This is a genomic window from uncultured Hyphomicrobium sp., from assembly GCF_902826555.1.
Classification (GTDB): domain Bacteria; phylum Pseudomonadota; class Alphaproteobacteria; order Rhizobiales; family Hyphomicrobiaceae; genus Hyphomicrobium_C.
In genome coordinates this window covers 14,269-36,152 of the sequence record NZ_CADEFI010000035.1, presented here as the reverse complement: position 1 = coordinate 36,152, position 21,884 = coordinate 14,269, and the positions used below count along the sequence as shown (strand labels likewise).

Sequence of the window (21,884 nt, the reverse complement as noted above, 5' to 3'; positions counted from 1 at the left end):
GTCACCTTGTTGGCGTCGCACACATAGAGCCACTTCCAGTCGAACAGCTCACCGTCGCGGACATAGCCGAGCACCGCGCCCTTCTTGGTGCGCCAGAACAACGACGGCGGCAGCTCCGTGCCGTCCTTGACCCAGTTCGGTTCGACATATTCGGCGACGGGTTTCCAATGGATCATGCACGTTCCCAGCAAATCGCGCACAGGCGCGCCGCACTGTCCGCGGAGCCGATGCGCATTGCAACCCTATAGCCCCGCGGCACAGCACATTTTCCCGGCGAAGCGGATACCGGGTCGTCGGAGCAAAATGCGACCAGCAAAAAAACCTGGCGCGCCGAATCCGATTCAAACGGATCGAAAGCGGGCTTAGCCCCTCGTCTACTTGGCCGGCTTGGCCTTGTCCTTCTTGGGCTTGCGCTTTTCCTTGTTGCTCTTCTGCTGTCCCTTCGGCATGGCCACATCCTCCCTGGTTGAGATCTCGCTGAGGCGGCGCCATGGCCGGACCCACGAGTCGACCCTAGCACGTCGCGCGTTTCCGCGTCGCAAAGATCGCCGATCTCCACGGCGATGCCGCCGCGCCCCGGCAAAAGCCCGGGGGTGAGAGTCAGCCGCCCCCGCCCCTAGGAAAAGGTTCATCGCCGCCCACTGTCATCCTAGGGCTTGTCCCTGGGATCCACCGCACAACCCGCGAACGGCCTCCCCTCGAAGCACAACGCATCATCCGGGCGGACAGTTGGATCCTCGGCATGAAGCCGAGGATGACACAACGCGCAAAAGCAAAGCCCCGCCAGCAACCGAAGCGCGGCGGGGCTCATGCAAAGAGAGAAGATGGTGCAACGGCGGAGCTCATGCAAAGAGAGAAGATGGTGCAAAGAGAGGCGCCGACTACTTCGCGCCTTGGGTATCCGACGCCGGGCTGCCGCCCTCGCCGTCCGAGCTGCCGCCCTCACCCGACGACGCCCCGGATGCGCCGCTGGAGCCATCCGAATTGGTGCTCTTGCCGGCGGAGTCAGGATTGGAGCCCGTATTCTTGCTCTGGTTGATCACCGTGCCGTCCGACGACGGGTTCGCACCGGCCGATCCGTCCGAGTTCGTGCTCTTGCCGGCGTCACCCGTCGACGGCTGACCCGGCTGCATCTTGCTGTCTGCTGCCACAACGGTTGCCGTCGACAACAGCAACGCGGCGGTGGCTGCCAGAATGGCCTTCATGGTGGTCCTCCATGTTCTTGTTGCTTGTCTGGAGGAAACAGCCGCGACGGACTCCGGTTCCTAGGGAGATGTTCCCGATCAGCGATGCCCTGATGATCATAGCGGAGAAGCGCAATCGCCTCGCACCACACTGTCATCCTAGGCCTTGTGCCTAGGATCCAATGCGCGAGTTGGGAACGCTCACCCTCTAAGCTCAACACATCCACGCGGAAGGTTGGATCCTCGGCATGAAGCCGAGGATGACAGGAAGGTGGAGGAAACAGCCCCGCCCGACGACGGTTCCTAGGGAGATGTTCCCGATCCGATCACCCGAGCGCCTATCAGCGAGTTGTGGATCAGCGGCAACAGAGAAAGTCGGAGCAAACAAAGCGGTGGGGCGGAGTAAAAATGCCACCAACTCAAAAGATGTCCACTATCGGACCATCGAAAACCAAACTTTCGCTATCAGAGCACATGGCGCGGATCAGGAAGGTCGACACCAAGCCTGAGATGATCGTGCGACAGCTCGTGCATGCGATGGGATATCGCTTCCGCCTACACCGTCGGGACCTACCTGGGGCGCCCGACCTCGTGTTCCCCTCCCGCCGCAAGGTCATATTTGTGCATGGGTGCTTCTGGCATCGCCATGACTGCCCTGACGGTCGCAAAATTCCGAGATCCAAGCCAGAGTACTGGATCCCAAAGCTCGAGCGCAACAAGCAGCGCGATAAGACGAGCGTCGCGCAATTGGAGAAGCTAGGATGGCAAACCCTGACCCTATGGGAGTGCCAGCTGAAAGATCTGGATCAACTGCGTGGAGCAATAACACAATTTCTTCAGTACTAGCCCTCGGAAACAAGGCTGGCAGCGACCACTAAATCAGTCGATCAAGCACATCCTGTATGTCGGCCGAGAATGCAGGCGCATTCACCGCAATGTTGTTGCTGATGCGGCCGGCACAGGACGAATGCGGCGGCAAGTTAGCGGTAAGCGCAAACTCAAACACCCACTCCTCCTTAATCGGATGTAGACACGCCGCCAGAACCTGGAAGTCGCCTGGCATATAGTAGCGAGAGCAAGGGTCGGCTTTCGAGGCACGCGTCCGCTGAAAATCGAGCTTCGGGATGCCCCCCGCATAGGTCGTGCGCAGCACATTCTTGCACTCGATAAGCATCGGCGGGCCTCCCTTCCAACGCAAGCTGATGTCGGGCTTTCCATCGCCCTGCAGTCTTGCGCAGTCCGTGACGCCTTGAACAGTCTTGAGATAACTCTCCAGGTGCGTCTCCGCTACCCATCCACGAACCGCCATTTTCAGCCGGCTCGCAGAGGAGATTAGATCGAGAAGAGCCTCGGGAGCGATCTGAAGCTCGTCGAGAAGAATATGAGAGATGGCACTGCTTGCGGAGCGCGGATCGGGCAACACGGGAAGCTTCTCCGCCACAAGATGACGCTCACCAGGATCCAGCCCCCGAGCAATACGCTCAAGAAGGATAAGATCGAGCAGACGGCCCTGCTTGCCGCCAATTAGGATCTCAGTGCGAATGTCTGGCAGCAGCTCGAACTTGCGCCGCGTCGTCGTTTTCGCCTCGCGGCGATCACGCTCCCATGCGCACCAGCCGTATTCGAGGATGCGGTCCACATTCTCCGCCTTGAATTCGACAGATCTGGACATGGGCGAGGGATTGTTCATAAGCGGATCAGCCGCAATAAAAATCTTCCGCTCGATATCAATGCCTAAGAAAATCGTCGTCGTCACACCTAACGGATCAACCGCGACATCGAGAACGCCCGATAGGTGGCTGCCATATTTGATTTGAAAGCGGTGCTCGTCGGCAGGTCGGTTCTTCGTCACCTTTGTGTTGGCGAGAAAAGCATAGGCGAGCACGCTCATGCGCTCGCCTCCAGGCAGATCAAACACGATGTGAAACGGAGCGCGGCTAGAGGGCGTTACGTTCACGACCGTACAGCCACGCTGCTCGAGGGACTCGCGAAGGAATTGAAGAAGAGGCTCCTTATCGTGAGCGCTGACGGAGTACGCCTTCCAAGAGAACGCTGTCTCCTCTCCAATGGAAACGTCATCGTCGCTCATGGGGAACATCACTCTCGAGACAGGTTGCGCGCATACCATCGTGGACAGTGCGCGCACACAGCTCGTGGCGTCACCCCACATGAGTGTAGCCTCTTAGCAGGCGTGTATCGATTCGAGGTCGCTGTCGCGTTACTGCCAGCGCAACTCGCGGCGTGCTCGGTTGACCAACAACAGAAATCGTTCTATTTTTGTTCTCACACTCTACGGGCGGCAGAGGTCAAAGAATGTTAAAGGCTATCAGCCTTTTCACCGGCACCGGCGGATTGGACTTTGGCTTCGAAGCCGCCGGCTTCGAGACTGCCGTAGCCGTTGAGCTAGATGCCGCCTGCTGCCGCACGCTACGCCTCAACCGCTCCTGGCCGGTTATCGAGCGCGACATTCATCACGTCACCTCGAAGGAATTGCTCAAAGTCGCGGGCCTTAAGAAGGGACAAGCCGATGTGCTCATCGGTGGCCCACCATGTCAGCCATTCTCGAAATCCGGATACTGGGCACGCGGCGATGCTGCGCGCCTCAAAGATTCGCGCGCGGACACGCTTACAGCATACCTCCGTTTTGTTCGCGAGACTCAGCCGAAGGCCTTGCTGCTCGAAAACGTCTATGGATTGGCCTACAAAGGGAAGGATGAGGGCCTCGAGCGCATCCTTGAAGGTCTTCGCAAGATCAATCGCGAAGTGGGTACAAACTATCGACCATTCTGGCAGGTGATTGACGCGGCGAGCTACGGTGTCCCACAACACCGCGAGCGTGTGTTCATCGTCGCGAGCCGTGACGGTCGTGCATTTGAGTTCCCAGCCGCGACTCACGGGAACGTCGAGGACTTGTTTTTCCGCACGAAGCCGGAGCCCTACCGCACGGCTTGGGATGCCCTAGGCGACCTGCCGGAGGATCCCAACGATCCCGCCCTCAAGACGACCGGCAAATGGGCGGATCTTCTGCCGAGCATTCCTGAAGGGCAGAACTATCTCTGGCACACGCCGCGTGGAAACGGCCGTCCTCTGTTTGGATGGCGCACTCGGTATTGGAGCTTCCTGCTCAAGCTTGCAAAGGACCGTCCCTCCTGGACCTTGCAGGCGCAGCCTGGTCCCGCCACCGGACCATTTCATTGGCGCAATCGCAAACTCTCCGCTCAAGAAATGTGCCGACTGCAAACTTTTCCCGACGGATTGTCATTCGACTGTGCCCGAGCGGAGATCCAAAAGATGCTCGGAAACGCAGTCCCCTCGCTTGTCGCAGAGGTGCTGGCCCGGGAGATCCGCACTCAGCTCCTCGATACGCCGATAAGAACCAAGAAGCTTAAGCTGCTACCTCCACGCCGCAAAACGACACCAAAGGCTGAGCGGGTTGCTGCGGTTCCTCGCAAGTACCTGCCCCTTGAGGGTGAGCACACTGCTCATCCCGGCACCGGTCAGGGAAATCGGGCTCGTGCGCGGCGCGTAGCATGAACCTATTTTATCCCCGCCCCCCCTCGCCTCCCTTACCCTTCCTCCCATCCCGCCTGACACGAGAGCCGCATTCGCGAGGCGTCGCTGTGAGGCAGGCGGGAGCAGGTTCGGCGGGCGGCGACGCAGCTTCCCGCAGCAGGCGTGCATCACGCCGCGCCCGAAGCATGCAGCCCATCGCGTGCGGACGGCGCGACCCGGCAACGGGAACGCCCCGAAGGTCACCGTCGGCGCCCGGGTGAAATCCCCCGGCACTGGTCTCAGATAAGACCGGCGAGCGGCCCAAAATCCTGCGCGGGGCGGTGTTGGAACCGCTCTCAAAACATCTACGCGGCGCCTGCACCGCCCCGCCTCTCGGTTTCACATCCCGGGCAGCCGCGCTGCGCCGAGCGCACACGCGCGCAGTCGAAGGAAATCACTGGAATTCAGGTCATCCATCACCCAGCGCCGCCCGCGCACGCCGCCCATGGATCCGGATCAGCGCCGATCACATTTCAACGCCGCCCCTTGCAAAGCCGCGCCGCTGCGTCATCCTCCGCATACGGGGAACAACTGAGGGATAACAGCCGAGGAGGACTCCTATGGCCACCGCCGATCCCACCCTTGATCAGGATTACGCAGAGCATATCGCCAATTACCGCAGCTTCGTTCGCGGCGTCCGCTATTCCGTCGCCGCCATCGCCGCGGTGGTGATCGGGCTCTACGTCTTCCTGGCGTGACGCACCGGACGCCACTGGGACACCAGACGCGGCCGTTCATCGGCGGCCGCGTTGACTTATGCTCTCACCGCCCATCGCAAGAATGTCACGAGCGCGCGCACGCCCGCACCGTGCCGCGAGGCGCCCCAAACTCCACGGTGCTTATCCGAAAATTTTCGTTGCATAGGCCGCCCAGAGGCGCGCTAATCTGGTGTGCTGGCTCCCGGGGGGAGTCGCACGCGTCCTCGGCCGAGGGGGCCGGGAGCGTTTGCCAGGGAGATCTCTCTCATGAAATTCGCAGGAAAGACACTTGCTGCTCTCGCCGCTGCGGGCCTTCTCGTAGGCACCTTGACCGCCGTTCCGGCCTTCGCCGAGAAGAAGGAAAAGACCATCTTCGATTACATCGAGGCCGACCTGAAGGCGATCGACAAGGAAGTCACCAAGATCTTCACACCGCCGAAGAAGTAAGCCGCACACCACGGCAGAGATTTGAGCGCCCGGAAGTGAATGCAAATCGCTTCCGGGCGGCAAGACGCATCTTTTTTGTTCAGCAGGGGAGTGCGAGGGCGCTGCGCCCCCGGTGTTACGTCGGCAGCACCGACTTGATCTGCAGCTCGTATTGCTTGAGCGCCTCGAGCGCACGCTCCTTCATGATCGGATCGCGCTCGCCGTTCGTCTCCGGCTTGAAGCCCTCGATGGCGCCGCGCGCCTCGTCCAGCATCTTCGTCGCCGACTTCCACGGGTTGAGTTCGCGCTTCAGGTTCGACTGCAGGAGCTGGGTGAGAATGACACCCGTCGCCAGCGCAAGGCCCGAGAGCTCCGCGACCTCGCGCTTGAGCTGGGCGATCTCTTCGGTGGGGGTTCTGGTGTCCGTCATCGTGTAAGCTCCTTGCAGTCCGCCATCCCGGCCGCATGCTTATCTTATGGGGCCGAGGGATGCGCAAGCGCGACGGCACCCGAAACACGCAAAACCTTGTCCCCGCCCAGGCCGTCGCATTTACCCTATACGGCTGCCTTACGCCTCACTGCCTCACTGTCCCATGAGACCGCTCGATCATCCCCAGAACCCCGTCCCAGGTGAGCAGCACCCCGACCACGAGCAGAAACAGCCCGCCCGCGATGGCATACCGATCACCGTCCGAGTAGCCGAGCACGATACCGGCGCTGGCAAGCAGCAGCGTCAGCAGGCCGAGAACGACGCTCGCACCGTAGGTCCAGGACGGACGCGCCTGGCGCCCGCGCCGCAGCCACTCCCGCGCCGGCAACCGCTCGCCGGCCGGCGCCAGATTGTGCGCCAGACGCAGCTGAAGAACTGACACCAGCCCCAGGAGCAGGAGAAACCCCGCGCAGAAGAGGAGCACGGTCATCGGATCGAAGGCGCTGGCGGTGATCAGCCGCGACGCGATCAGCACGAAGCCGATGCCGGAAGCGAGGGAGAAGATCATGAGACGGCGCGTGCTGGTGCGCATCTCCGCCTCGCGATGCGCCGGAAGCAGATAGCCGCGGCCCATGAGGCCGCTCGGATAGAAGACGATCTCGCCGCGATCGTTCTTCTGAAACAGCTGGTCCACGTATAGGCCGTCGAAAACACGCCGAACGCCCATGGAAATCCTCCTGACAAGCAGCCGCACTGAAAACACGAGGGTTTCCGCGAGGCTGCAGCCGCCCGGAGGATTTGTCTGTTCCGTGAGGATCAAGCGCATGGAAATGCCGAGGGCAGCCACCAGGGCTGCCCTCGTACACACCGGAAAACTCCGCGAAGCGGCAACGCAGCGGCTATTTGCCGATCAACGCCTCGATCTCCTTCGAGGTCGTCTCGGCTTCCGCGAACTTGCTGTCGCTGCAAAGCCCTTCGAGCTTGCCGATCAGTTCGTCGATCTTCACGGCCTGGGCTTCCGACGGCTTCTTGGCAACGGCCTTCTCCGCGAGATCGAAGGAGAGTTTATTGCAGGCGTCCTGATCGGCCGGCGGCGCGGCGACCGCGGGAGCAGCGATCAGGGTCGCGAACAGGGCCACAGCAGCGGCAGTGGACTTCTTCATGGCGAACGGTTCCTTTTAAATCCAAATATTCCGATGGCACGGCCGCGAGCGGCCGCCCGGCATGACTCAAGACAGCATCTTAGCGCCGGTCGCGCCAGTCTCCCCTGTCGCCGCGATCACCCCTGTCCCCAAAGCCGGGACCAGCTCCAGGACCTCCGCGCCCTTCGAGCGCAAGCACGCACACGTTGGAGGAGCGCTTGAGGCTGATCGACGGCAGGTAGTCGAGATCGACGCGCTCAATGACACGCCGGCGGCCGTCGAGATCGATAGGACGCGTCTCGGCCCCCGCCGGAATAACGGACCGGACGTCGAAGCTCTGCGCCGTTCCATCGCCGAACACGACGCGAATCCGGTTGAGCCGCAGCTTCGCGTCGGAAACCTGCAGCTTGATGGCACTGAAGGCACCCTCGCGACGGCCGACGCGGATCACGTCGTTGGCATCGAGAAAGCCGACGCCTTTGCACCCGAGGTTCTGCCATTGCGCCTCACGCCGCTTCTCGCCGAAGAAATCGATCTTCACCGGGCCGAAGGCGCGATAGGCGATCTCGATGCGCTGGATGAACGCGGCGCGGCCCGGAAGATCGATAGGACGAGACCGCGAGCCGGCTTTGAACACCTCGCCGACCCGGAGCACGTCCGACTCGCCGCCGCCGTAGAAGATCTTGAGCTCCTCGACGCGCGCGTCACCTCCGGTGACGGTGAAGCCGATGGAGTTGAAGCGGCCTTCGCGGCGTCCGATATCGATCGCGTCGCGCTCGATCCGCGTACCGATCTGAGTCGACCCCAGGAGGTCCCAGTCCGTGCGGTTGTCCGGTCTCCAGTCCTCCCAGCGGCGTTGTTGCGCCTCGGCATTCGCGAGAGGCAAGAAAAGAGCAACCGCAGATGCGATCGCAAGAATGGCGCGCTTGATCATTGAAAAGATAACTCCTGGGCTCCCGGCGCAGATAACACTGCATGATTTTGAGCCCAAACAATGACGTTCAATTGAGCACAACGAAACCCGCGCCAGGACCGGTCTTCGCCATGGGGCGCATCCGCCTCCACCCGATTGGGAAAAAATACGAACAAAATCAGAGAGACGAACCGAGACCATCAGGATCGGCACGTCGGTATGCGCCGTCTCTAACGCCGCATTTCGACTCCCGCGGCGCAATGCTATCTCGCGCCGCGGAATTCCCAAACGCATCTCGGAGGCTTAGCCGATGTCCTCGCCTGTCGACCGTTCCCCCCTTCGCACGCTCGCCTCCCTCATCTTCGGCTCCCGATGGCTGCAGGTGCCGCTCTACCTGGGCCTCATCATCGCACAGGGCGTCTACGTGTTCCTGTTCATGAAGGAGCTGATGCACCTGCTGACCCACGCCACGGACTTCGGCGAGCAGCAGATCATGCTGATCGTGCTCGGCCTGATCGATGTGGTGATGATCTCCAACCTCCTCGTCATGGTCATCGTCGGCGGCTACGAAACCTTCGTCTCGCGGCTGAAGCTCGAAGGTCATCCTGACCAGCCCGAGTGGCTCGATCACGTCAATGCGAGCGTGCTGAAGATCAAGCTCGCTATGGCCATCATCGGCATCTCGTCGATTCATCTTCTCAAGACATTCATCGAGGCCGGCAACCTCGGCGTGGCAGGCGCCAAGTTCACCGAGGCCGGCGTGATGTGGCAGACGATCATCCACATCACGTTCATCCTGTCGGCGATCGGCATTGCCTATGTCGATCACCTCGGCCAGGGGCACGCACCCAAGCCCAAGGCAGCCCCGCAACACTAGCCATGGCGTTCGGAGCAAATCCCGCAGGAGCTTGCTCCGAAACACATTGAGCTTCCACGACTTACCCAGCTGCCACACCTCCGCCCCCGGAGGTGTGCTAGAGATTCGCCAAGCCGGTAGGCTTGAGTTGAAAAGGGGGACTATTGATGAAACGTCTGCTCGCCACCGCCGCGCTCGCGGCCTGCGTCGCCGCACCTGCAGCCTTCGCCGAGGTCAATGACGCGGTGAGAAACGCTTGCCGGGACGACTACCACAAACACTGCGACAAGCTCGAGGTGGGCACCCCCGAATTGCGTGCTTGCATGAAATCGAAGGCAACCGAGCTCTCGAAGGATTGCCTGAAGGCCCTCGTGACCAACAACGAGGTGACGCAGGAAGATATCGAGAACTACCTGAAAGAGATGGAAGCGAAGGCAAAGGCCCAATAGCGGCGCACGGCCGGCGAAACAGTTGCAACAGAAGAATAGAAAGTGAGTTTGGACATGGGCACTCTGCTTCGCGCGAGCCTCGGCACGCTGGGCGCCTTCGCGGCGCTTTGCAGCACGGTCATCGCCGTCGTTGCCGTCACTGCGGTCACGCCCGCAGCGGCGGCCGGCGACGAGACGACCACGGCATCCGGCCTCAAGATCATCGATACCGTTGTCGGCACCGGCGCATCGCCGGCAACCGGACAGACCTGCGTCATGCACTACACGGGTTGGCTGTACCAGGACGGCAAGAAGGGCGCCAAGTTCGACAGCTCCGTCGACCGCGGCCAGCCTTTCGAGTTTGCCATCGGTACGGGACAGGTGATCGGCGGCTGGGACGAAGGCGTCGCCACCATGAAGGTGGGCGGCAAGCGGACGCTGATCATACCGCCCGAGCTCGGCTATGGCGCACGCGGAGCCGGCCGCGTGATCCCGCCCAATGCCACGCTGATCTTCGACGTCGAGCTTCTCGAGGTGAAGTAATCGGCACTGAGCCCTCCGGTGCATGCGCACCGGAGGGCTCAACGCGCCGACCCCGTGCCGGCATTCACCCCGCGGCCCCGGTGCAGCCACTTGTCCCGCTCGTCCGCGGACCGGCTTGAAGGCCGGTAAACACCCGTTCGCGCCGCACGCAACCGCACGGCCGCCCGTGACGGTGAGCGGATGTTCCACCATTGCCACTGTTCGGGATGCTCGCGGATCCATTCTTCGAACTGGGCGAAGATCATCTCCGTTGCGCGCAGGGCATCCTCGCGCTTGTTGGCGCTTTTCGGCAGGTCGAGCTCGACCACATCGATTCGAAATCGGCTTGCCCTGCCGAGACGAACCGCACGCGCAACCCAGAGCCGGGAGTCCGTGTGACGCGCGATGAGAGCCGGCGCAGGCGTGACGTGGGGCGTCTGTCCCAGAAACTCGACTGCAACGCCGCGCCGGTCGACGTGATCGCAAACGAAGCCGAGCCAACCGCCCCCGCGCACGAAATCGATCAGAACCTTGCCGGCCCTCGGCCCGCCGTCCCGCCCTTTCGCGAACAGGCCGCCGCTGAAAAGAGCATCGCGACGCCCACGCACGAGGCGGTCGATATATGGATTGGCGAGCGGTCTGTACACGCCCGCCGGATCGCCGCCGAAGCGGCGCACCGGCCAAATCGCCACCTCCCAATTGCCCGTGTGCAGCGTCACGCCGATCTGAGGTTGCTTATCCCTGATGGCAGTCTCGAGCCCGTCTGCGCCGACGATCTGGATGCGTGTCGGATCGGCGATCAAGCGATCGACCAGAAGCAGCTCCGCCGCCACGCGGCCCATGTTGTCCCACATGTCGAGCGCAATGCGATTCAACGCGTCCGGACCGAGATCCGGAAAGGCGACGGCCAGGTTGTCGAGGCTCTGACGATGCCGCCGGGTCCTCGGTCCGATGCGGCGGCTCAGCCAAGCGAACGCATACGCCGAAGCGTCGACACCCCACAGTCCCATGATGAAAATGGCAAGCTTGGCCGCACCGAATTCGGCCCCGTGCCGGATGCGTTTGAGAAGCACGCGATGTCCTTTCGCGATCACGGCCGATCGCGGTTGACGAGCAAATGCACTCTCGCTGCGGCGGACTTTGCCCGCGCATGAACACGCATCGACCGCCAAGCGCGGGTCGAACGACGACGAGAGTGAAGCGGAAATGTTAGGGGCTAGGCCAGGCTGGGCGGGCCCCGGGGCGCGCACGCATAGAGGAAGAGAAAATGCCGTTGCAGGAGCGGCCGGTCGGCGCCGCTAGCGGCGACTGTCGCCGGACGTGGCCCACGAACGGCCGCGACAAGGGCATGAGCGGCAGGCTTTGCCTCTCTGTGCTGGATGTTGAAGCACGGCTGCTTCTCGACATCGGGAGTATCGTCGCCCTGGGCAGGCCCGGGCTGAGACAACGCGCCAGCGTGTTGATTGCCGCCCGCAACCGCTTGCTCGGCAAGCGCCGGAGCCGCGGAAATTTGCGTGACGGGCACCGATTCGCCCGCCCCTGTCGCGCCAGCGACAAGGACGATAAAAGCCAGGGCGAGCAAAGCGCGTAGCATTGGCCTGATTCCACGCCAATTATCGGCAAAGCATTCTAACAAGCGAAACCCGGAGAATTCAACGCAACTGCAGCAATTCACACAATCCGGCCTGTGCATCACTGCGTGTATTGGTCTATCGGCCATAGCGCCGGGCCACGCAGCAGATGTAAGGTGCGCCGTCGCGAAACCGGCATCACTTTTCTTGTAAGGTTGCGTTGAGGAGTTCGCTGACATGCCCCTCCAAGCGGAGGCCACATGCGTTTTTTCCTGCTTCCTTTCACGCCGCGCTACAGCGTGCTCACGATCGCGGTCGCGTGCACGGTCAGCCTCGCCATCCTGACGTGGCGCTATCCCGACAACCTGGGTATCGTCTGCGCGCTCATCGTTGCCGCGTCCCTGGCCGCCTTGGGCATCCACGACCTCCTGCAGACCAAGCACGCCATTCTGCGCAACTACCCGATCGCGGCCCACCTTCGCTTCATACTCGAGGACATTCGCCCCGAGATACGTCAGTACTTTTTCGAGGCCGACACCGACGGCGCCCCCTTCCCGCGCGACAAGCGCGCCATCGTCTATCAGCGCGCCAAGAAGGATCTCGACAAGCGCCCGTTCGGCACGCTCTACGACGTCTACGAAAGCCGCTACGAGTGGTTGCACCACTCCATGGCGCCCAAGCAGCCGGCTCGTGAGCCGTTCCGCCTGACCATTGGCGGGCCTCACTGCAGCCGGCCGTACTCCGCCTCCGTCTTCAACATCTCCGCCATGAGCTACGGCTCGTTGTCGGCGAATGCCATTCTCGCGCTCAACAAGGGCGCTCAAATGGGCGGCTTCGCTCACGACACCGGAGAAGGCGGCGTGACGCCGTATCACCGCCGGTACGGCGGCGACCTCATCTGGGAGATCGGCTCCGCATACTTCTGCTGCCGCAACGCCGACGGCTCGTTCTCGCCTGGAAAGTTCGCGGACGTCGCCGCCGACCCGCAGATCAAGATGGTGGAGGTCAAGCTCTCACAGGGAGCCAAGCCCGGCCACGGCGGCGTATTGCCCGGCGCCAAGGTCACGGCCGAAATCGCCCGCATTCGCGGCATCGAGGAAGGACGCGACTGCATCTCGCCCGCCCATCACTCGGCATTCTCGACGCCGATCGGACTCCTCGAGTTCATCGACGAGTTGCGGCATCTCTCGGGCGGCAAGCCCACGGGCTTCAAGCTCTGCATCGGCCACCCCTGGGAGTTTCTGGCCGTGGTCAAGGCCATGGTCGAGACCGGCATCACTCCCGACTTCATCGTCGTGGATGGCAAGGAGGGCGGCACGGGCGCCGCTCCTCTCGAATTCATGGATCATCTCGGCATGCCGCTGCGCGACGGTCTCACGTTCGTGCATGCGGCACTCGTCGGCGCCAATATCCGGGACCGCATCAGGATCGCAGCGTCGGGTAAGATCGTATCGGCATTCGACATGGCCCGTGTCATGGCGCTCGGCGCCGATTGGTGCAACGCCGGGCGCGGCTTCATGTTTGCGGTGGGTTGCATTCAGGCGCAGCAATGCCACACCGGCAACTGCCCCACGGGTGTCACCACGCAGGATCCGACGCGCCAGCGCGGCATCGTCGTGCCGGCCAAGGGTGAGCGCGTCATGCAATTCCACAAGGAAACGGTGAAGGCGCTGGCCGAGCTCATCGCGGCCGCGGGGCTCTCCCATCCGGGCGAGCTCAAACCGCATCATTTCATGCACCGGGCGGCACCGGATCGCGTGGTGACATTCGCCGAGCTTTATCACCAGCTCGCGCCGGGCGAGCTGCTAGCGGGCACGGCGGATCCGCGCTTCCGCGACGCCTGGGCCATGGCGAGAGCCGACACCTTCGCGCCGATGACGGCGAGCGCGCTGCCCCGCGCCGCCGAGTAGAAACGGAAAACCTAGTCGCGCCGCGCCCGCCGGCGGTCGACGCGATAGACTTTCTTGTCGCGCTGGCTGAGCTGCTGGCAGAACGCGCTTTTCGTTCCGCTGAGGCAGCCATACCGCTCGAGCAGCTCGGCATCCCGCTCGCTGACCGGGCCGCCCGCCCGCGCATTGGCCCGCGCCGCCTCGAGCTCCCAATAGGAATCCGCCCGCACGGCCGTCGAACCGAGCGCGACAAGCGCGCCGAGACTCAAAGCCGCCGATATCAATGTCCGTCGCATGGTCCTCACTCCACTGGTTTTGCACTTACCGGACAACGCGCACCGGCATGAGACGGATCACCGGCGCACGGCTAAATTCTCGTAACCCGGTTTTTGCGCGTCCCAGCTCTCGCGCGTGATGCGGTAAATGAAACAATCGTCCTCGCCGAACGTACGCCTTTCGAAGAACGTGAACCCGATCCGCTCGTAGAAGCGCTGCGCGCGAACGTTGGTTGCTAACGGATCGATGATAACGGCCGTGACCGAGCTATCGGCAAAGCAGCGCGCCAGCGCCTGGCGCATCATGCCCGTACCGTACCCACGCCCGAGGTCGGCCTCCTCGCCGATCCAGATATCGATCGCGCGCAGATCCGGCGCAATCTCCCCCCAGTAATGCGTTTCCTCGGTCGCAGGATCGATGATCACCACCACGCCGACCGGTCGCGCGCCCTCCTCGCCGATCAGGATCTCGCGCCACGGCACCGAGCGCGGCACTTCGCCGGCCCAGTCGAACGGACCTTCCGTCGGCGCCGACGCGATCACATGGTCTTTTCCGCTCCACGCCTCGAGCAGGGCGACATCGGCGGACGTGGCAGGACGCAGCCTCATGGCCGGGATACTGCCACACCTGTTCCCTGCGGAATAGCAGCCGCGCCGCCGGCACGGCAAACATGGCCCATCGAGACCGCGAGACTTCATCCTTGCGAGAAGGGGACCACGCGCCATGTACCACAGCATTCGCACTCTGACGCTCGCTGCGGCGGGACTCATCATAGTGTCGTCGGGTTCAAAAGCCGCCGGCACCGATCCGACCGGTGTTTGGTTCGACCACAACGGCCGCGGCGCCGTCGAGATCGCACCCTGCGCCAGCGGCAACGGCCTCTGCGGCTACGTCGTCCACATCAAAGATGCCAAGAACTCCGGCCGCTGCGGCATGCAGATCCTCGGCAACGTCACGGAGAGCGGCGGCGGATGGATCTACAGCCCCGAACGCGGCAAGAAATACAGCGTCGCGCTGACGCGCATGAGCGACGACAAACTGCGCGTCATCGGCAACGCCGGCTCGTTCTTCAGCAAAACCTTCACCTGGAACCGCGCACCCGACGATGTCGCCCGCTGCGGTGAGCAGAGTGCCGCCGCACCGGCCCCCGCCAAGGCTGTCGAAACCAAGGCGACGGCGGAAGCCAAGCCGGCCAAAATCGAGGAGCGGTCCATCGAGCCGGCTGCGACCGGCGCATCCAGCGCTTCGCTCGCACTCATGGGGACCCCGAAGAAGCGGCGCGTCGCTGAAGCCACGCCCGTCGCGACACCGGTGGCCACCGATGCCGCACCCGTCACGGCTGAGCCGGCGCCCGCTCCGGAAAAGAAGGCGTCCGCTCCCGAGCAGACCGCCGGCGCACCGGTCGAGGAGAGCTTCGAGCCCGAGCGCAAGTGCAAGTACAAGATCCCTTACGTTGGCCGCGTCATCGAGGTCCCCTGTCGCAACTAGGCTCTCTGCGCTTACTGAACACCAGCGAACCTGGTTGAGGCCGACGCAAGGCGATGACGGCGCGGGAGACCTCCCCCGCGCCGTCATCATTTCCATTCATCGACGGCGTTCGCTCTTGAGCCACATGTATGCGAAGGCCGCCGCCGCGACGGAGCCTGCCGCCGACACGGCGGAGGACACCTCGAACGCATGCACGAACGCGGCGCGCGAGGCATGAAGAAGGTTCGCACCGGCTTCCGCGGAGAGATGCTTCGCGATGTCGACCGCGCCGCCTAGCGTATCCTTGGCGGCCATAACCGCATCGGCAGGAACACCCGGCAGCGCTTCTCCCACCATGGCGCTGCGATAGATCGCCGTGACCAGGCTGCCGAGCACGGCGATGCCGAGCGCACCGCCGAACTCGAAGCTGGTTTCCGAGATGCCCGACGCGGCGCCCGCCCGTTCAGGCGGCGCTGACGCCATGACGAGATCTGTTGTGATGGCGCCGCACGGCGCAACACCCAGACAGAGGATCATCATCCCGGCGAACATCAGCCAAGGACCGTCGGTCGCGCTCAGTACCGTCAGCATGGCAAAGCCCACGGCCGAGATCAAAAATCCGACCGCGATCACGATGTGTGCGGGATAGCGGCGCACGAGCGCCGGCGCGGCCACCGACCCGAGCGCGAAGATGAGCCCGGATGGCGCCGTCCAGAGACCGGCCTCGAACGGCCCCATGCCGAGCACGAGCTGCAGGTACTGCGCGATGAAGAGGAACGTGCCGAAGATCACGAACAGCGCCACGATGTTGGTGGCGAGCGCAGCGGAGAACCCGCGCACCCGGAACAAGCCGACGTCGATCAGAGGATCGGCGAGCGAGGCTTGCCTCTGAAAGAAATACGCCCCGATCAGCAGCCCGACCCCGATCGCGAACAGTGACAGCGGGGTCCAACCTGCCTCGGCGGCGTGCTTGATGCCATAGATGATCGCCAGCACGGCGGCCATGGACTGGGCGGCACTCACGAGGTCGATGCGCCCCGCGTTCTCGTCCCGAAACTCCGGCAGGAACCTCGGACCCAGCACCAGCAGCAGCAGCATGGTCGGCACGTTGATCAGGAACGCCGCCCCCCACCAGTAGTGGGCAAGAATTGCACCGCCGACCACCGGACCAATGGCGGCACCGACCGAGAACGCGGCCACCCACACGCCGATGGCAAACGCCCGCTCGTGGTCGTCGTGGAACATGTTGCGGATGAGCGAGAGAGTCGAAGGGGCCAGCGTTGCCGCCGCAAGCCCCTGCAGGGCGCGCGCGGCGATCAGGACCTCGGATGTGGGAGAGAACGCGGCCAACGCCGACGTGACGCCGAACGCCGCCGCGCCGATCATCAAAAGCCGGCGCCGGCCGACACGATCGCCGAGCGTTCCCATCGTGATGAGCGCGCCCGCGATCATGAATCCGTAGATGTCGACGATCCAGAGCAGCTCGGCCGAGCTGGGCTTCAGCGCCGAGGCGATCTGCGGAACGGCCAGATGCAGGATGGTGAAATCCATCGAGTAGAACAGGCATGGCAGCGCGATGACGGCCAAGCCGATCCAGTCGCGCCGCGTCGCCTTGGCGCTCTCGGTCACGGTCAGAGACATGAGCGGTCGGCCTCCCGGCGGGATTCGATTTCCCCCAGCCGATGCGTGGCCCGGGAGGACTGCATCCCCGCGTCTTAGCGCCCAAGTCGACGAAAGTCACGGCAAGAGAGATCGGCAGCCCCCTGATCGCAAAGACCAAAATTAATGAAATTCGCCAATGCACCGCACGGCGCACATCGAACGTGGAACACCCGGCCGCCGAAGCCTCCGGTTTGACAATCCGCTCCGGCAATGAAACACTCAATCACATGGTTGAGCATCACAACGACCCCGAGCATCTGGACCACCTCTTTCACGCGCTTGCGAACCGCACGCGGCGCGAGATCGTCGGCCTGCTCGCCAAGCGGCCCCACCATATCAGCGAGCTTGTGCCGCGCTTCGACATGTCCCTTGCCGCCGTATCGAAACACGTCCAGTCGCTTGAGCGCGCCGGCCTTGTCGATCGCGAGATCGTCGGACGCAATCACGTATGCCGCCTCAATGCCGACGCTCTGAGCGAAGCGTTCGAATGGCTGAGCGCCTACGAGAGTTTCTGGGGCGAGCGCCTCAGCGCGTTGGAGGACGTCCTTTCCGACGTGGAAGGAGGAAAAGGTGGCGGCACGAAACAAAAATAAGAGTGTCTCGGTCACGATGGTGCGCAAGCTGAAGTCGCCGGCGCACGCCGTCTATGCCGCCTGGACCGAGCCGCGCCTCATCGCCAAATGGCTCGCACCCGGCGCCGACACCGTGACCTCCGTCACCGTCGATCTCCGGAAAGGCGGCCGCTTCCGGCTCGATGGCCTCAACGGCGACGGCAAGCCCTATTCTTTCTGCGGCACGTATCTGGAGCTGGCGGAGAACCGGCGCGTCGCTCTCTCATGGATGTATGACGGCCCGGTGCCGGCGCTCCGCGCCGACGCTTCTGTTGTGGTCGTCGACATCCAGAAGCTCGAGCCGGACCTCACGGAGCTCACGCTGACGCACGAGAAGCTCACCGGCCGCGACGAGGCCGAGATCTATCGTGTGAGCTGGACCGAGTGCATGAGCAAGCTCGAATCCGCAGCCACGGCGCATAAATTTGTTTCTCCGCTCGATGACGACAGCCGGCGCGCCGATTTCTATTCCGACAGCCACCGGCGCATGCAGGATCGCTTCGCCACCCGCAAGCTGGCGGACCGGCTCGAGGCCGTTCTCATCCACGACCATCTGAGCGCTGTCGACGCCGCCTTCATCACGCGCCAGAACATGGTCTTCGTCGCCACCTCCGACGCCTACGGGCAGCCAAACTGTTCCTACAAAGGCGGCACCCGCGGCTTCGTCGCCGTCGTTGACGAGCGCACCCTCGCCTTCCCGGATTATAATGGCAACGGCATGCATCTCTCGATGGGCAACATCGACGAGACGAGCAAGATCGCTCTTCTCTTCGTCGACTTCGAGCGCCAGGCGCGCATGCGCGTCATGGGCTCCGCCAGCGTCAGCGTCGACGACCCCTTGCGCGAGCGCTACCCGGGCGCACAGCAGATCGTGCGTATCGCCATCGAATCCGTGTTCACGAATTGCCCGCGCTACGTGCACAAGATGAAGCTGCTGGAGGAGTCGACCTTCGTCCCCAACGCCGACGCCAAAACACCGGATCCCGCATGGAAGCGGCTCTCCGCCGTTGCCGACGTTCTCCCCGAAGAGGACAAGCATCTGGCCGGAAAAGACACCGACCTCGACAAGACATTGAACAAGGACTGAAGCGCCCTACCGGTAGACGTAGGTGATCGTGAACGTGCGATCCGCCACCGTCGACTTGTAGGGCGGCAGCGGGTAGTACGTCTGCTTGGTTGCGAACACCACGCTCTGGTCGAGGCTGGTCCCCGACGCATCGAGCACGCGCACCTCCGCAAGATCGCCGTTCTCCGTCAGAATGAGCCGCACCGTCACGCGCCCGAAGATCCCGCGCGGCGGCGGCATCGTCTGTCGCAACGCGCGAACGACCGCGCGACCGAAATCGTCGTTCTCGCCAGAACGCGTAATTCCGGGCGGACGCGTCGCGCCCGCGGAACGTCCCGGCGGCGCATTTTGCAGGTCCTGCTGCGACGGATCGAGCCGGGCTTGCGGCGCGGGCTTTTTCTTCGCCGGAGCGGGAGGCGTTTGCTTCTCCGCAGGCTGCGCCGGCTTTGCGGCCTCGGGCTTCGTTTCGGCGGGCTTTTCCTTTTCGGGCGTCTTCGCCGGCTCGTTTGGGAACGGCGCCGTCGCCAGATCTTGCAACGCCGATTCAAAATCCGGCAGCGCCGCCTGCTCCTGCGGCTTATCGGGAGCTTTCTCGGGCGCCTTGTCCGGTGGCGGGGGCTCCTTCGCCGGCTCGACGGCCTTCGGTTGCGGCTGCGCGGCTTCTTCGGTCTGCGGCTCGGGTTGAGGCTCGGGAGGCGGTTGCGGAGCCGCGGCAGGCGGCGGCGCCTGTACGCCGGCCGGCGGCATCGCCACGGTCTCGCGGCTCTTGAGATCTGCCTCCGTCACCAGATCGACCGCAATCGCATCCGGCGCGCCCTGGCGATCGCCCATGGCGCGCGGCACCGAGCGCCCGACCTCGATGAAAAGAGCCGCATGCAGCAACAGCGCAGCGACGAGCGCAACCCGGAAGGCCCGCTGACTGGGGTCCAAGGGCTGCACCAGACGCTCGCTGAGCGTAAGGGTGGTTTCGGCCGTTTCCATGGGCTCGCGTTCACTCCTGCGACGCGCCAAGCACTCCTTACCACAATGAAAGGGCCATCAGCACACGGCCGCCATTCGGCAGGTTGTCGCCCTTCCTACGCCCGATTTATGCTGTGGAGAGGCATAGTCGATTGCGAGAGCATGAGAGATGGGAACCATCAGAGCTGGCATCGGCGGCTGGACGTTCGAACCCTGGCGCGGCGTCTTCTATCCCGAGAAGCTGCCTCAGGCCAAGGAGTTGCACTTCGCGAGCCGCGCCCTGACGTCGATCGAGATCAACGGCACCTACTATCGCTCGCAAACGCCGGCGACCTACGCAAAATGGGCGCGCGACGTCCCCGACGGCTTCGTCTTCTCCGTCAAGGGTCCGCGTTTCGCCACCAATCGCCGCGTACTCGCGGAAGCGGGCGATTCCATCAAGCGCTTCCTCGATTCGGGCGTGACCATGATGGGCGACAGGCTTGGCCCGATCCTCTGGCAATTCGCACCGACCAAAAAGTTCGATGCCGCCGATTTCGGCGCCTTCCTCGAGCTGCTCCCCGAAAGCTTCGACGGCCGCAAGCTCCGCCACACGGTCGAGGTGCGACACCCGACGTTCAAAGATCCCAAGTTCATCGCCCTGATCCGCCGTTTCGGCGTTCCCGTCGTCTATGCCGACCACCCGACGTATCCCGCCATCGCCGATCTGTCCGGTGACTTCGTCTACGCGCGCCTCCAGAAAGGAGAAGACGAAATTGCGACAGGTTACCCGGCGAAGGACATTGCGGCATGGGCCAAGGCCGCGGCCACTTGGGCGGAAGGCGCCGTGCCTACTCGCGTCGCCGAAGATTGCGTTGTTCCGCCCCCGAAAACCGAGTGTCGTCCGCGCGACGTGTTCGTCTATTTCATCCACGGCGGCAAGGTACGCGCCCCAGCCGCCGCGCAAGCGCTCATAGAACTTGTCGGCCCTGCGGACACCAGACCTCATGTGCAGGAGAAGCCCAAACCGTCGCCCGTTAAGAAGCCGAAGAGCTAGGGCTGGGCCGGATCCGCGACGGCCGGTGCCGCTTTTCCTTCCGCAATCGTCTTCAAGCTCGCAAGCCCCTTCTCGAACTGACCGCCCACCAGCTTGTCGGGGTTCATGAACATGCACACGGCCCTCTCGATAAAGCCCTGCTCGCCGAACATGGCCCATGTGACGATGGTGCGCGGACCGTCCGGCTTGAACGTAAACTCCGCGGTATTCGTCCCCTGCCACGGCTTGACGAAATCGATGCGGATCTTCACGCGCTCGTCGGGCTTGCTCTCGAGCACCGTCATGCTGCCTTCGCCAACCTCCTTGTTGCCCGCCCAGCGGAACACGGCGCCTTCACCGGACGGCGCGCCTTCGAAGGTTGTCTTGGCGTTGGGATCGAGCTTGGCCCAGGGAGACCAAGCCTCCCAGTTGTGGAAGTCGTTGACCTCGGCGAAGACCTGAGCCGGAGGCGCAACCACGATGGCGCTCCTCTCGATACGGAACGTCGACGGCTGCAGCGCCACGTAAATGGAGAACAGCGCCACGATGGCCACGACCACGAGAAAGATCCGTTTCAGCATAGTGTTCCTCACCAATTCGCCAGGGTGCCGGATGACATATCATTGTGTCACACGCCGGACTACCCTGCCGCCCTCTTGACAGATTTGCCCAGGAGACGCTTGCGTAGGCCCGAGCCTGAGGCAGGCGCGGGAATTATCGCGTCCGGGCCCTGTGCCACGGCATCGCAACGGGAGAACAACGAATGCGCACCAAAACAACGACACTCTCGCTCGCCGTATCGGCCCTCGTCGTGTCGTCTCTCGCCGCCCTGGCCGAAGGCACGGCAGCGCCGGCATACGTCGGCACCTGGGCCTCCGACCTCGCACAATGCAAGGTGGGACAGGACCGCCAGGAAGCGCCGCTCGTGCTGTCGAAGGACGGCTACGACCAGTACGAGACCCATTGCAAGTTCACCTCCGTCAACGGGCAGGACAACGAGTGGAAGGTGAAATCCGAGTGCACGATCGAAGGCACTGCCGAGCCGTACGAGTTCGCGCTCACGGTCTCCGGCGACACGCTGACCGTCACCGACGACACCGGCTCGCGCGATCTCCTGATCTGCAAATAAAGCCGCCGGCCCTCGCCTCAGACATTCGCGTCACGCCAATCCGCCATTCGTGACGCGGGCCTCCTTTGCGCCACATTTCGACCGTGC

The 21,884-nt window shown here is 63.3% G+C and carries 26 protein-coding genes; 14 read left to right on the top strand and 12 right to left on the bottom strand.

Going from position 1 to position 21,884, the window contains the following annotated elements:
- Positions 1-881 precede the first annotated feature (881 nt).
- Positions 882-1,205 (bottom strand): hypothetical protein, encoded by a 324-nt coding sequence (locus QZV93_RS13775; protein WP_295559201.1) that lies wholly within the window; start codon positions 1,203-1,205, stop codon positions 882-884.
- 387 nt (positions 1,206-1,592) lie between these two features.
- On the opposite strand from QZV93_RS13775, the gene QZV93_RS13770 reads away from it, so the two are divergent.
- Positions 1,593-2,030: a very short patch repair endonuclease gene (locus QZV93_RS13770; RefSeq protein WP_363157130.1), complete on the top strand. Its 438-nt coding sequence runs from the start codon at positions 1,593-1,595 to the stop codon at positions 2,028-2,030.
- Positions 2,031-2,058: 28 nt separating this feature from the next.
- Here the strand turns inward: QZV93_RS13770 and QZV93_RS13765 are convergent, their stop codons facing one another.
- On the bottom strand, positions 2,059-3,075 hold the full coding sequence (locus tag QZV93_RS13765) for a hypothetical protein (RefSeq protein ID WP_295559200.1): 1,017 nt from the start codon (positions 3,073-3,075) through the stop codon (positions 2,059-2,061).
- A 422-nt stretch (positions 3,076-3,497) separates the two neighbouring features.
- Here QZV93_RS13765 and QZV93_RS13760 point away from each other — a divergent pair, with 422 nt between their 5' ends.
- The 3 genes from QZV93_RS13760 (at position 3,498) to QZV93_RS13750 (ending at position 5,881) form a co-directional block, all read left to right on the top strand.
- Entirely contained in the window at positions 3,498-4,718 is a 1,221-nt protein-coding gene (locus QZV93_RS13760) for a DNA cytosine methyltransferase (RefSeq protein WP_295559199.1), read from the top strand.
- Between the two features lie 578 nt (positions 4,719-5,296).
- Complete coding sequence (locus QZV93_RS13755; protein ID WP_295559198.1) at positions 5,297-5,434, top strand: aa3-type cytochrome c oxidase subunit IV; 138 nt, start codon at positions 5,297-5,299, stop codon at positions 5,432-5,434.
- Positions 5,435-5,701: 267 nt separating this feature from the next.
- Positions 5,702-5,881, top strand: a complete 180-nt coding sequence (locus QZV93_RS13750; protein WP_295559197.1) for a hypothetical protein — start codon at positions 5,702-5,704, stop codon at positions 5,879-5,881.
- Positions 5,882-5,996: 115 nt separating this feature from the next.
- Here the strand turns inward: QZV93_RS13750 and QZV93_RS13745 are convergent, their stop codons facing one another.
- From QZV93_RS13745 to QZV93_RS13730, 4 genes are all read right to left on the bottom strand, one after another.
- Positions 5,997-6,290: a hypothetical protein gene (locus QZV93_RS13745; RefSeq protein WP_295559196.1), complete on the bottom strand. Its 294-nt coding sequence runs from the start codon at positions 6,288-6,290 to the stop codon at positions 5,997-5,999.
- Positions 6,291-6,435: 145 nt separating this feature from the next.
- Positions 6,436-7,017 (bottom strand): hypothetical protein, encoded by a 582-nt coding sequence (locus tag QZV93_RS13740; RefSeq protein WP_295559195.1) that lies wholly within the window; start codon positions 7,015-7,017, stop codon positions 6,436-6,438.
- 172 nt (positions 7,018-7,189) lie between these two features.
- Positions 7,190-7,453, bottom strand: coding sequence for a hypothetical protein (locus QZV93_RS13735; protein WP_295559194.1), 264 nt, complete (start codon positions 7,451-7,453; stop codon positions 7,190-7,192).
- A 79-nt stretch (positions 7,454-7,532) separates the two neighbouring features.
- A complete protein-coding gene (locus QZV93_RS13730) occupies positions 7,533-8,366 on the bottom strand; it encodes a hypothetical protein (protein WP_295559193.1) in 834 nt (277 codons plus the stop codon).
- 289 nt (positions 8,367-8,655) lie between these two features.
- Here QZV93_RS13730 and QZV93_RS13725 point away from each other — a divergent pair, with 289 nt between their 5' ends.
- The 3 genes from QZV93_RS13725 to QZV93_RS13715 all read left to right on the top strand — a co-directional run bounded on the left by QZV93_RS13725 (position 8,656) and on the right by QZV93_RS13715 (position 10,172).
- A complete protein-coding gene (locus tag QZV93_RS13725) occupies positions 8,656-9,222 on the top strand; it encodes a TIGR00645 family protein (RefSeq protein ID WP_295559192.1) in 567 nt (188 codons plus the stop codon).
- Between the two features lie 146 nt (positions 9,223-9,368).
- A complete protein-coding gene (locus QZV93_RS13720; RefSeq protein ID WP_295559191.1) occupies positions 9,369-9,650 on the top strand; it encodes a hypothetical protein in 282 nt (93 codons plus the stop codon).
- 54 nt (positions 9,651-9,704) lie between these two features.
- Positions 9,705-10,172 carry an FKBP-type peptidyl-prolyl cis-trans isomerase gene (locus QZV93_RS13715; protein ID WP_295559190.1) on the top strand — a complete coding sequence of 156 codons (468 nt, stop codon included), beginning with the start codon at positions 9,705-9,707 and terminating at the stop codon, positions 10,170-10,172.
- 38 nt (positions 10,173-10,210) lie between these two features.
- Here QZV93_RS13715 and QZV93_RS13710 read toward each other — a convergent pair whose 3' ends face one another.
- Positions 10,211-11,224, bottom strand: a complete 1,014-nt coding sequence (locus QZV93_RS13710; protein ID WP_295559189.1) for a lipid A biosynthesis acyltransferase — start codon at positions 11,222-11,224, stop codon at positions 10,211-10,213.
- Between the two features lie 194 nt (positions 11,225-11,418).
- On the opposite strand from QZV93_RS13710, the gene QZV93_RS13705 reads away from it, so the two are divergent.
- Together QZV93_RS13705 and QZV93_RS13700 are read left to right on the top strand one after the other, a co-directional pair.
- Positions 11,419-11,742, top strand: a complete 324-nt coding sequence (locus QZV93_RS13705) for a hypothetical protein (RefSeq protein WP_295559188.1) — start codon at positions 11,419-11,421, stop codon at positions 11,740-11,742.
- A gap of 240 nt (positions 11,743-11,982) precedes the next feature.
- Positions 11,983-13,632, top strand: a complete 1,650-nt coding sequence (locus tag QZV93_RS13700; protein WP_295559187.1) for an FMN-binding glutamate synthase family protein — start codon at positions 11,983-11,985, stop codon at positions 13,630-13,632.
- Positions 13,633-13,643: 11 nt separating this feature from the next.
- Here QZV93_RS13700 and QZV93_RS13695 read toward each other — a convergent pair whose 3' ends face one another.
- Positions 13,644-13,907 carry a hypothetical protein gene (locus tag QZV93_RS13695; RefSeq protein ID WP_295559186.1) on the bottom strand — a complete coding sequence of 88 codons (264 nt, stop codon included), beginning with the start codon at positions 13,905-13,907 and terminating at the stop codon, positions 13,644-13,646.
- 57 nt (positions 13,908-13,964) lie between these two features.
- Positions 13,965-14,495 (bottom strand): GNAT family N-acetyltransferase, encoded by a 531-nt coding sequence (locus QZV93_RS13690; RefSeq protein WP_295559185.1) that lies wholly within the window; start codon positions 14,493-14,495, stop codon positions 13,965-13,967.
- Positions 14,496-14,610: 115 nt separating this feature from the next.
- Here QZV93_RS13690 and QZV93_RS13685 point away from each other — a divergent pair, with 115 nt between their 5' ends.
- Positions 14,611-15,375 (top strand): DUF2147 domain-containing protein, encoded by a 765-nt coding sequence (locus tag QZV93_RS13685; RefSeq protein WP_295559184.1) that lies wholly within the window; start codon positions 14,611-14,613, stop codon positions 15,373-15,375.
- A gap of 96 nt (positions 15,376-15,471) precedes the next feature.
- On the opposite strand, the gene QZV93_RS13680 is transcribed toward QZV93_RS13685, so the two are convergent.
- Positions 15,472-16,995 carry an MFS transporter gene (locus tag QZV93_RS13680; protein ID WP_295559183.1) on the bottom strand — a complete coding sequence of 508 codons (1,524 nt, stop codon included), beginning with the start codon at positions 16,993-16,995 and terminating at the stop codon, positions 15,472-15,474.
- A 41-nt stretch (positions 16,996-17,036) separates the two neighbouring features.
- Here QZV93_RS13680 and QZV93_RS17610 point away from each other — a divergent pair, with 41 nt between their 5' ends.
- Together QZV93_RS17610 and QZV93_RS13670 are read left to right on the top strand one after the other, a co-directional pair.
- On the top strand, positions 17,037-17,609 hold the full coding sequence (locus QZV93_RS17610) for a metalloregulator ArsR/SmtB family transcription factor (protein WP_363157123.1): 573 nt from the start codon (positions 17,037-17,039) through the stop codon (positions 17,607-17,609).
- Positions 17,610-17,625: 16 nt separating this feature from the next.
- Positions 17,626-18,714: an SRPBCC domain-containing protein gene (locus QZV93_RS13670; RefSeq protein WP_295559181.1), complete on the top strand. Its 1,089-nt coding sequence runs from the start codon at positions 17,626-17,628 to the stop codon at positions 18,712-18,714.
- 6 nt (positions 18,715-18,720) lie between these two features.
- Here QZV93_RS13670 and QZV93_RS13665 read toward each other — a convergent pair whose 3' ends face one another.
- Entirely contained in the window at positions 18,721-19,674 is a 954-nt protein-coding gene (locus QZV93_RS13665) for an energy transducer TonB (RefSeq protein ID WP_295559180.1), read from the bottom strand.
- Between the two features lie 148 nt (positions 19,675-19,822).
- Between QZV93_RS13665 and QZV93_RS13660 the strand changes: the two genes are divergently transcribed.
- The gene (locus tag QZV93_RS13660) at positions 19,823-20,689 is read left to right on the top strand and encodes a DUF72 domain-containing protein (protein WP_295559179.1); all 867 of its coding nucleotides are present in this window, start codon (positions 19,823-19,825) and stop codon (positions 20,687-20,689) included.
- On the opposite strand, the gene QZV93_RS13655 is transcribed toward QZV93_RS13660, so the two are convergent.
- Positions 20,686-21,249: an SRPBCC family protein gene (locus QZV93_RS13655; RefSeq protein WP_295559178.1), complete on the bottom strand. Its 564-nt coding sequence runs from the start codon at positions 21,247-21,249 to the stop codon at positions 20,686-20,688. The two genes, QZV93_RS13660 and QZV93_RS13655, sit on opposite strands and share 4 nt — an antisense overlap.
- 182 nt (positions 21,250-21,431) lie before the next feature.
- On the opposite strand from QZV93_RS13655, the gene QZV93_RS13650 reads away from it, so the two are divergent.
- Positions 21,432-21,797: a hypothetical protein gene (locus QZV93_RS13650; RefSeq protein ID WP_295559177.1), complete on the top strand. Its 366-nt coding sequence runs from the start codon at positions 21,432-21,434 to the stop codon at positions 21,795-21,797.
- The last annotated feature ends 87 nt before the right edge of the window (positions 21,798-21,884 follow it).